Origin of the sequence: Nocardiopsis sp. RV163 (genome assembly GCF_001029525.1) — a bacterium.
GTDB classification, from domain to species: Bacteria; Actinomycetota; Actinomycetes; order Streptosporangiales; family Streptosporangiaceae; genus Nocardiopsis; species Nocardiopsis dassonvillei.
In genome coordinates this window covers 33,557-40,464 of the sequence record NZ_LEKI01000035.1, presented here as the reverse complement: position 1 = coordinate 40,464, position 6,908 = coordinate 33,557, and the positions used below count along the sequence as shown (strand labels likewise).

The following is a 6,908-nucleotide window of genomic DNA, read 5'->3' as shown; positions in this document are numbered from 1 at the left end:
GACGAGACCGCCGCCTCCGCCCCACCCCCGGCAGAGCGCGCCCACGGCCGTGCGCGCCCGCACCCGTTCGCACTGGAGGCCCACGAACTGCGCGCGCTCCTGTCGGACGCGGGCAACAGGGCGGGCACGGGGACCCGAGCATGCGCGGTCACGCACGAAACCCTGGACCTGTCCCTGCCCGGGGACACCTCCGCCCCCTTCTCCTCCACCCGCGCACCCGGCACCGCCCCGGCCGCCTTCCACGCCTGGCGGGTGCCCGCCCTACGGCTGGACGCCGCCTCCGCCGAGACCCTCCTGGCAGCACCCGCGATCGACTTGCCCGACACCGCTTCCGGCCCCTCGCTGGCCCACCTGCGCGCGGTCCGCGACTTCGCCGAACTCCTGGTCGCGTCCGGGTGCGTGCTGCCCGACCTGGTGGGCGATCCCGCCCGGGCCCGCTGGCGGCCCGCGCCGCTGGACTGGGCGGAGGAGCACCTGTCCGCGCTCACCGGCGCCCTGCCGCCCTCCGCCCGTGCCCATCTTCCCGGGGAGCCGCCCGACGCTGTCGCCCGGGCCTGCGTGCTCGCACCCCTGGAACTGCTCACCGACGCGGCGGCACGCCGCCTGGCGCGTCCCCGCCGCGCGCACCGGGCCCGGACCGGCCCGGAACAGTCCTCCGGCGACGGGGCGGCCCCCGGCCAGCGGCTGGCCGCCGCGCTCACCGGCGACCCGGGCGGGATCGACACCGAGACCGCCGCCCGGCTGCGCGGGCCCCTGCGCGAGTGGCGTTCGCGGGTGCGCGGCGCGGGGCGGGCGGCGCTGCTGTTCCTGCTGCGCGAACCCGACCGCGCAGGGCCTTGGGCGCTGGAGTTCTGGGTGCGCTCGGTCAGCGACCCCGGCCTTCGCCTGCCACTGGAACAGGTGTGGCGGGGCGAGGGCGCCGCCTGGCTGCCCGCCGACGTGGGCGCCACCGCCCTGTCCGACCTGCGCCGGGCCGCGCGCCACCACCCGCCGCTGCGCCGCGCGCTGCGCGACCTGGCCCCGGCCCGGCTGCTGATGGGCACCGGGGACGCCGAGCGGTTCGTGGCCGAGGGCGCCGCCCGGCTGAGCGGTGCCGGGTTCGGAGTGGTCCTGCCCGAGTGGCGCGGCAGGCCCGCGCTGGGTCTGCGGGTGGCGGTCGAGGAGGCGCCCCGCAGACGCAGGGGCGGCGGGCTGGGCCCCTCCGAGCTGGTCAACGTGTCCTTCGAGGCGCTGCTCCAGGGGCGCGACGGCGAGGAGTCCGTACCGCTCGGCGAGGACGAGTTGGCCGAACTCGCCGAACTGGCCCGCCTCAAGCGTTCGCTGGTGCGCGTGCGCGGCCGTTGGCTGGAGGTGGACCCAGAGCGGATCAGCGCCACCCTGGACCTGGTCAAACGGCGCGGCGGCCACTGGATGCGCACCGATGAGGCGCTGCGCACGGCCATCGGGGTGGAGGGCGCCGCCCCCCTGCCGGTGACCGACGCGGTCGCCTCCGGTCCGCTGGGCGCGTTGCTGGACGGGGGCGCCAAGGCCCAGCCGCGCCCGATGGGCACGCCGTCCGGCTTCCAGGGCTCGCTGCGCCCCTACCAGGACCGGGGCGCGTCGTGGCTGCGCTTCCTGGGCGAGCTGGGGCTGGGCGCGGTCCTGGCCGACGACATGGGACTGGGCAAGACCGTGCAGCTGCTGGCCCTGCTCACCGACGAGCGGCTGCGCGGACCCGCGCCGGGGCCGACCCTGCTGGTGTGCCCGGTCTCGCTCGTGGGCAACTGGCGCCGCGAGGCCGAGCGGTTCGCGCCCTCGCTGCGGGTGCACGTCCAGCACGGCCCGGACCGGCCCTCGGGCAACGCCCTGGCCCGTCTGGTGGGCTCGTGCGACCTGGTCGTCACCACCTACGGCGTGGTCACCCGTGACAGCGAGGAGTTGGCGGGCATGCCCTGGCACCGGGTGGTGTGCGACGAGGCGCAGGCGCTGAAGAACCACGGCACCCGGCAGGCCCGGGCGGTGCGGTCGCTGCCCGCCTCCACGCGTATCGCGCTCACCGGGACACCGGTGGAGAACAACCTGGGCGAGCTGTGGTCGGTGATGGAGTTCGCCAACCCGGGGCTGCTGGGCACGGCGGCGGCCTTCGAGCGGGCGGTCGAGTGCGGGGAGGGGCCCGACACCGCGCTGGTGCGCCGCATGACCGGGCCGTTCGTGCTTCGCCGCCTCAAGACCGACCGGTCGATCATCTCCGACCTGCCCGAGAAGCTGGAGATGCGCACCTGGTGCACGCTCACTGCGGAGCAGGCCTCGCTGTACAAGGCGGTGGTGGACGAGATGGGTGAGAGGCTGGCCGAGGCGACCGAGAAGGAGCGCAAGGGGCTGGTGCTGGCGACGATGTCGCGGCTCAAGCAGATCTGCAACCACCCGGCGCAGTTCCTGGGGGACGGTTCGGCGCTGTCGGGGCGCTCGGGCAAGCTGGAGCGGGTGGAGGCGATCCTGGCCTCGGCCGCGGCAGAGGGCGACAAGGCCCTGTGCTTCACCCAGTACGCGCGCTTCGGCGAGCGCCTGGCCCCATACCTGCGCTCGCGTCTGGGGGTGCCGGTGCTGTGGCTGCACGGGGGCACGACGCGGGCGGAGCGGGAGGAGATGACGCAGCGCTTCCAGGAGATGGAGGGCCCCGCGGTGTTCCTGCTCTCGCTCAAGGCCGCCGGGACGGGGCTGAACCTGACAGCGGCCAACCACGTGGTGCACGTGGACCGGTGGTGGAATCCGGCGGTGGAGAACCAGGCCACCGACCGGGCGTTCCGGATCGGCCAGCGGCGGGACGTGCAGGTGCGCAAGATGGTGTGCGTGGGCACGGTCGAGGAGCGGGTTGACGAGATGATCGAGCGCAAGAGCGCGCTGGCCGACGGCGCCGTGGCCACCGGTGAGGCGTGGCTGACCGGGTTGTCGGTGCGGGACCTGCGCGAGGTCGTGCGGCTTTCCCCGGAGGCGGTGGCCGAGTGAGCGCGTGGTCGCCGCTGTTCGCGCGGGCCCTGGGGGAGCCGGGCCCGGCCGCCGCGAGCGCGCGGGTGGAGCGGCTGTCGGTGCGTCCGGGCGAGGTCGCGGGGCGGGTGCGCGGCCCGGGCGCGCACGAGGTGAGCCTGATCCGCACGGTGCCGCCGGAGGCCGAGTGGGAGCGCCTGTGCGCCGCGCTGGCCTCCCAGCCGGTGTTCCGCGCCCGGGTCCTGGCCGGTGAGCTGCCGGTGGCGGCGGCCCGGGTGTTCTCACTGCTGGGGTGGGACCTGGTGCCGAGCGGGTGGGACGCGCTGGTGGCGACCTGCTCCTGTGACCGGTGGGACTCCAGGTGCGCGCACCTGGTGGCGGCGGTGGCGGAACTGGGTGCCGAGTCCGACCGCGACCCGTTCGTGCTCACCCGGTGGCTGGGCCGGGAGCGGCGCGCGCTCGTGGCGCAGGTCAAAGCGTTTTCCACGTCCACCGCAAAAGGATTTTCGGGCGAAGAGACGACAATCGGGGAAAATGACGGAGAAGCGGCATCGGATACCGCCGCCGGACCGACTCCCCCGGCGCCCCCGGTAGACCCCGGCTCGGCCGCCGCGTTCTGGTCCGCGCCCGCGCTTCCCGCCCGGCCGAGCCCTCCGGAGGGCTCCGGCGAGCGCGTCAGGGCCGCGGCCCCCGGGATCGTGGCCGATGATCTGCCCGGTTTCGGACAACCGCGAACAGGGACCGGAACGTGAGCTTATAGGACACCGAATACGTACTTCGAACTTTGTTGCGGAAAACTCCACAAGGTCGTGGGATCACGGTTACCATTCGGCCAGAGAACTCGCCTCGTCACTTCTTCGGATTGGTATCCTTCATGGCCGATCACTTCCCCCCCGACATCGACATGGAAACCCCCAGCATCGCACGCATGTACGACTACCTGCTGGGGGGAAAGGACAACTTCGAGGCCGACCGCAAGGCCTGTGAAGCGCTCGCGGACGGCATCCCCGAACTGGTCGCCTTCGCCAACGACAACCGCGCCTACCTCTCGCGCGCGGTGGAGCACGTGGCGGCCCAGGGGGTGGAGCAGTTCCTCGATCTGGGAGCAGGGCTGCCCACCGCCAACAACACGCACCACGCGGCCCAGCAGGCCAACCCTCGGGCCCGGGTGGTCTACGTCGACCACGACCCCATCGTGCTCGCGCACGGCCGGGCGCTGATCAGCGACAGCGGGCAGACCTCGTTCCTGCTGGCCGACATCCGCGAGACCGACGAGATCCTGAACTCCCCGGAGACCACCAGGCTCATCGACACCGACCTGCCCGTGTGCGTGATGCTGGTCTCGCTGCTGCACTGCATCCCCGACGCCAGCGACCCCTTCGGCATGGTGCGCGCCCTCATGGACCGCCTGGCCCCGGGTTCGTGCCTGATCTCCTCCCACATCGTCTCCGACGACCCGGCCTCCGCCGCGTGGATGACCGACAAGATCCTGTCCTTCGGCACCCCCTGGGGCCGGGTGCGCAGCCCCGAGGAGGCCTCGGCGGTCTTCGGCGGCCTGGAACTGGCCAGCCCCTGGATCGACGGACGGGACGGAGGCCCCCGGGCGGTGGACTGCGCCACCTGGCGCCACCCGGACACCGACCCCGTCCACCGCCCCGCCGACCCCAAGGTCAAGCTGTGGGAACTGGCGGGCGTGGCCTTCAAGCGCTGACCCGGCGGCCGGGCCCGTGCCCGACCGGGTCAGTCCGGGAGGAGGACCCCGGTGGGCGTCGGGCCGGGTGCGCGGGGGCGCTGGTCAGCGCACGACCCTGACCAGCGCTCCTCACCGCTACCCGTCCTGTTCGGCGAAGTCCTCCCGGGCGATACCGAATGCCCGGTCCACGGCGGGCGCTCCGCGGTAGACGGCGGCCTGGAGGAGCGCCTCGCCGATCTCGTCTGGCTTGAGCCCGCTGCGCGGCGCACCCGGGTTCACGCTCCGTGGCGCCCGTCGGACCCGAAGTGCTGGGTGAGCAGGTTGTTGACCTCGGCGCTACGCTGCCAGGACAGCAGGTGCGCGGCCTCCTCCAGTACCACCAGGCGGGCGCCGGGGACGCGTTCGGCGATCAGCTCGGCGTTGCCGACGGGCGGCGTGGAGGGGTCGTCGGCCCCGGCGACGACCAGCGTGGGCGCGCTGATCCGGTGCAGGTCCTCGCGCACGTCGTGGGTCTCGATGGCCTCGCAGCAGCCCGCGTACCCCTCCGGCGCGGTGGCGGCGACCTGCTCCCGCAGCACGGCGACCTCGGCCGGGCGGTCCCCGGCGAAGGCCGGGGTGAACCAGCGCTCCACCACCGAGTCCGCAACGGCCCCGGTGCCCTCGGCGCGCACCAGCGCGGCGCGGTCCCGCCAGTTGCGGGCCGGGCCCATGTGGGGGGAGGTGGCCAGCAGGGCCAGGCGGTCGATGCGTTCGGGGTGGTGGACGGCCAGCCACTGGCCGACCATGCCGCCGATGGACAGCCCCGCGTAGTGGGCGCGTTCGAGGCCGAGCCGGTCCATCAGCGCGATGACGTCGCCGCCCAGGTCGGCCATGCTGTAGGGACCCCGGGGGACGGGTGAGTCACCGTGCCCGCGGTGGTCGAAGCGGATCACCCGGAATACGGTCGAGAGGGCCTCGACCTGCGGGTCCCACATCCGCGTGGTGGTGCCCAGGGAGCCGCCGAGCAGCAGGGGCGGCGCGTCGGCCGGTCCGCTCTCGGTGTGGTGCAGGTCAACGCTCATCGAATCCTCGTGCTCCTTCGTCTTCGTCGGTGGTTCCCGTGCGGCCGGTGCCGACCGCCCCGCAGGACCGCCCGGGGCCCCGGCCAGTTCGGCGATCCGGCCGCCCTCGGTGCGCCGGGGGGCGCACCCTCGGGTCGGCGTCCTCGTCGGGGGCACGATCGTGGAGCACCCCCGTTCGACCAGCGAATGGATGTTCTCAGAGCGAACATCATCGCTACGAGGGTAAAGCCGTTCCCGAACGCGGCCAAGACAAGCATGAGGACCGCAGGGTGCCTGCGGTGGAGGGGTTGCGCGAGAGGTCGACCGCCCGCCGACGCGCCACGAGGGCCCGGGGCCAGGACTGGGTGGAGCGGCGAGGGAACCAGGCGGCGCGGAGCCCGGGCAGAGGTGGGTCCGGTCAGTTCACCGGTTCGCCTCGCCGCCAGCTCTCGTGCTTCGCGCGCATCTCCTCGGTGTCGTTGAGGCGGGGGAAGGGCTCGTCGGGGACGTCGGCGCCCAGGAAGGCGCACAAGGGCTCCCACCCCTCCCCGGCCCGGTACACCAGCAGCCGGTCGGCCGGTACCTCCGCGACCACGCGGGCCGTGTGCCGCTCGAAGGCCTCCACCGCGGTCGCCTCATCGGGGATCTCACCGGGCGGCACACCGAAGTGCGCGAGCCACATGCGCTGGAGCAGGAGCCCGATCTTGTCCATCTGGGGCGGTACCCCCGCCACGCGGGGGTCGGTCCCGATTTCGCGCACCATCTCGAAGATGGTCGCGCGCATGCTCTCGTACCACCGGTGCGGGTCGCGGACGGTGAGCAGAACCCTCGCGTGCGGAAAGACCTCGACGAGCTCGCGCCAGAAGAAGGACAGCGGCCAGTCCACGCCCGAGCGCCAGCCCTCCAGCAGTCGGGGCCAGTCCACCTCCCCGGCCGGTGTGTCCGTGATCGCGGCCCAGCGGCCCGCGAGTTCGGTGGAGGACATCACCTCGGACATGTGGTGGCAGGGGCCGAAGCCGAGTCGTTCCAGCGACGCCTTCACCGACGTCGTTCCAGTGCGCGGGAAGCCCGCTCCGATCACGTCCACCTTCGTCCCCCTCGGTCTTCCCAGGGTTCGGCGCCCAGAGCAGGACCGCCCCTGATCACTCTCCGTTCTAGCACGAACACACTGGACATGAGGGGCCGTCTCCGGCATCCGGACGGCGGCGGCC

The 6,908-nt window shown here is 73.7% G+C and carries 6 protein-coding genes; 3 read left to right on the top strand and 3 right to left on the bottom strand.

Annotation, left to right across the window (positions count from 1 at the left end):
• The 3 genes from ABD54_RS09280 to ABD54_RS09270 all read left to right on the top strand — a co-directional run.
• On the top strand, positions 1-2,985 hold a 2,985-nt coding region (locus ABD54_RS09280; RefSeq protein WP_047869029.1), incomplete at its 5' end, for a DEAD/DEAH box helicase.
• Complete coding sequence (locus ABD54_RS09275; protein ID WP_047869028.1) at positions 2,982-3,716, top strand: hypothetical protein; 735 nt, start codon at positions 2,982-2,984, stop codon at positions 3,714-3,716. The genes ABD54_RS09280 and ABD54_RS09275, both read left to right, overlap by 4 nt.
• A gap of 122 nt (positions 3,717-3,838) precedes the next feature.
• Positions 3,839-4,675 carry an SAM-dependent methyltransferase gene (locus ABD54_RS09270; RefSeq protein WP_047869027.1) on the top strand — a complete coding sequence of 279 codons (837 nt, stop codon included), beginning with the start codon at positions 3,839-3,841 and terminating at the stop codon, positions 4,673-4,675.
• A gap of 117 nt (positions 4,676-4,792) precedes the next feature.
• On the opposite strand, the gene ABD54_RS27855 is transcribed toward ABD54_RS09270, so the two are convergent.
• The 3 genes from ABD54_RS27855 to ABD54_RS09255 form a co-directional block, all read right to left on the bottom strand.
• The gene (locus ABD54_RS27855; RefSeq protein WP_152692025.1) at positions 4,793-4,936 is read right to left on the bottom strand and encodes a carboxymuconolactone decarboxylase family protein; all 144 of its coding nucleotides are present in this window, start codon (positions 4,934-4,936) and stop codon (positions 4,793-4,795) included.
• Positions 4,933-5,718 (bottom strand): 3-oxoadipate enol-lactonase, encoded by a 786-nt coding sequence (pcaD, locus tag ABD54_RS09260; RefSeq protein ID WP_047869026.1) that lies wholly within the window; start codon positions 5,716-5,718, stop codon positions 4,933-4,935. The genes ABD54_RS27855 and pcaD overlap by 4 nt, the downstream gene beginning before the upstream one ends.
• A 397-nt stretch (positions 5,719-6,115) precedes the next feature.
• Complete coding sequence (locus tag ABD54_RS09255; RefSeq protein WP_047869025.1) at positions 6,116-6,784, bottom strand: sulfotransferase family protein; 669 nt, start codon at positions 6,782-6,784, stop codon at positions 6,116-6,118.
• Between the last annotated feature and the right edge of the window lie 124 nt (positions 6,785-6,908).